We start from the raw sequence: 872 nt of genomic DNA, 5'->3' as shown, positions 1-872 counted from the left end.
GCTACAGCTGTTTCCAATCCAGGCCGAAACGCGCCAGGTATTTGCGCAGGCGGTCGGCGTCGTTGGGGTTGGCCTTGCCCAGGCGTGACACGCCGAACAGCCGGCGCCCCGCCTCCGACAGGCTGTCGGCGCGACGGCACTCGGCAATCACTGCCTTGAGTTGCAGGCGGTCGAACAGGTCCAGCTCCACATCATCGCCCAGCAGTTTCTGCAGTTCGTCCTCTTGGTTCTCCAGCCCCCAGGCGTGGCGCAGGCGCTGGATTTCCTCCTCGACCTGGGCCTGGTCGATGCGTCCGCTGTCGGCCAGGGTGGCCATGCGGGTGATGGAGGCCGACAGCTCGCGGAAGTTGCCCAGCCACGCCGCTTCGCTGGAGCTGGCAAAGGCCAGGTAGCGTCGCCGCGCTTCAAGGTTGAAGCGCACCAGCTGCCCTTGTTCCCGGGCGTGACGCTCCAGCTCGAAATCGATGTTCGGTTCGATGTCTTCGCGGCGCCCCGCCAGCCCCGGCAGGTTGAAGGTCCAGAGGTTGATCCGCGCATACAGGTCCTCGCGGAACAGCCCCTGGGCCACCCGGCCACGCAGGTCGCGGTGGGTGCCGGCGATGATCAGGAAATCGCTCTGCACCTCCTGGTCCGAACCCATGGGAAAGAAGCGCTTCTCCTCGATGGCCTTGAGCAGCATGGCCTGTTCGTCCAGCCCCAGTTCACCGATCTCGTCGAGAAACAGCATGCCGCCATCCGCCGCCCGCAGCAGGCCTTCGCGGGCATTCTGGGCGCCGGTGAAGGCGCCCTTGATATGGCCGAACAGCGCCGACATGGCCCCGTCCCCACGCAGGGTGGCGCAGTTGACCTCGACAAAGCGCCCCTGCACCTGG

1 protein-coding gene is annotated in these 872 nt (G+C 66.4%); it reads right to left on the bottom strand.

What is annotated here, in order from left to right; all coding sequences use genetic code 11:
- Position 1 precedes the first annotated feature (1 nt).
- Positions 2-872: sigma 54-interacting transcriptional regulator (locus F6S12_RS32350; protein ID WP_315869935.1), on the bottom strand; the 871-nt coding region annotated here is incomplete at its 5' end.

The organism is Pseudomonas sp. JV245A (genome assembly GCF_032424515.1).
Taxonomy (GTDB): Bacteria; Pseudomonadota; Gammaproteobacteria; order Pseudomonadales; family Pseudomonadaceae; genus Aquipseudomonas; species Aquipseudomonas protegens.
Note: the sequence above shows the minus strand (reverse complement) of the source record. Positions and strands in the feature narration are given on the sequence as shown.